Origin of the sequence: Ligilactobacillus salitolerans (assembly GCF_003864415.1) — a bacterium.
GTDB lineage: Bacteria > Bacillota > Bacilli > Lactobacillales > Lactobacillaceae > Ligilactobacillus > Ligilactobacillus salitolerans.
In genome coordinates this window covers 1-313 of record NZ_BFFP01000138.1, presented here as the reverse complement: position 1 = coordinate 313, position 313 = coordinate 1, and the positions used below count along the sequence as shown (strand labels likewise).

Genomic DNA, 313 nt, shown 5'->3' with positions numbered 1-313 from the left:
GACGAGCCAGCAGATCCACTTATCTTGGAATAAGCGGCAAGAGATCCGCCGTCAAATGATGCGGCAGACACAAGCTCAGCGGGGCTTGACCAAGCAGGGCTATGTGAGTATCCCTCGGGTCCAGATCTTACAGCCGATTTTTAATGATGCCTATTCGAAAAAAGGGCTCGCAGCCGGGGCGGATTATGCTAATCGCAGTCAAGCTGATCCTCAGGGCAAGCTCAAGCCGCGCATGGGGCAGGGAAATTATGGACTAGCCAGTCATAACTTTTACGATGGCAAGACTGGGTTTAGCCCGTTGCAGGAAAATTTG

General features: G+C 52.1%; 1 protein-coding gene. It reads left to right on the top strand.

The features are described 5' to 3' along the window. Positions 1-313: sortase family protein (locus tag LFYK43_RS12395; protein WP_501161721.1), on the top strand; the 313-nt coding region annotated here is incomplete at both ends.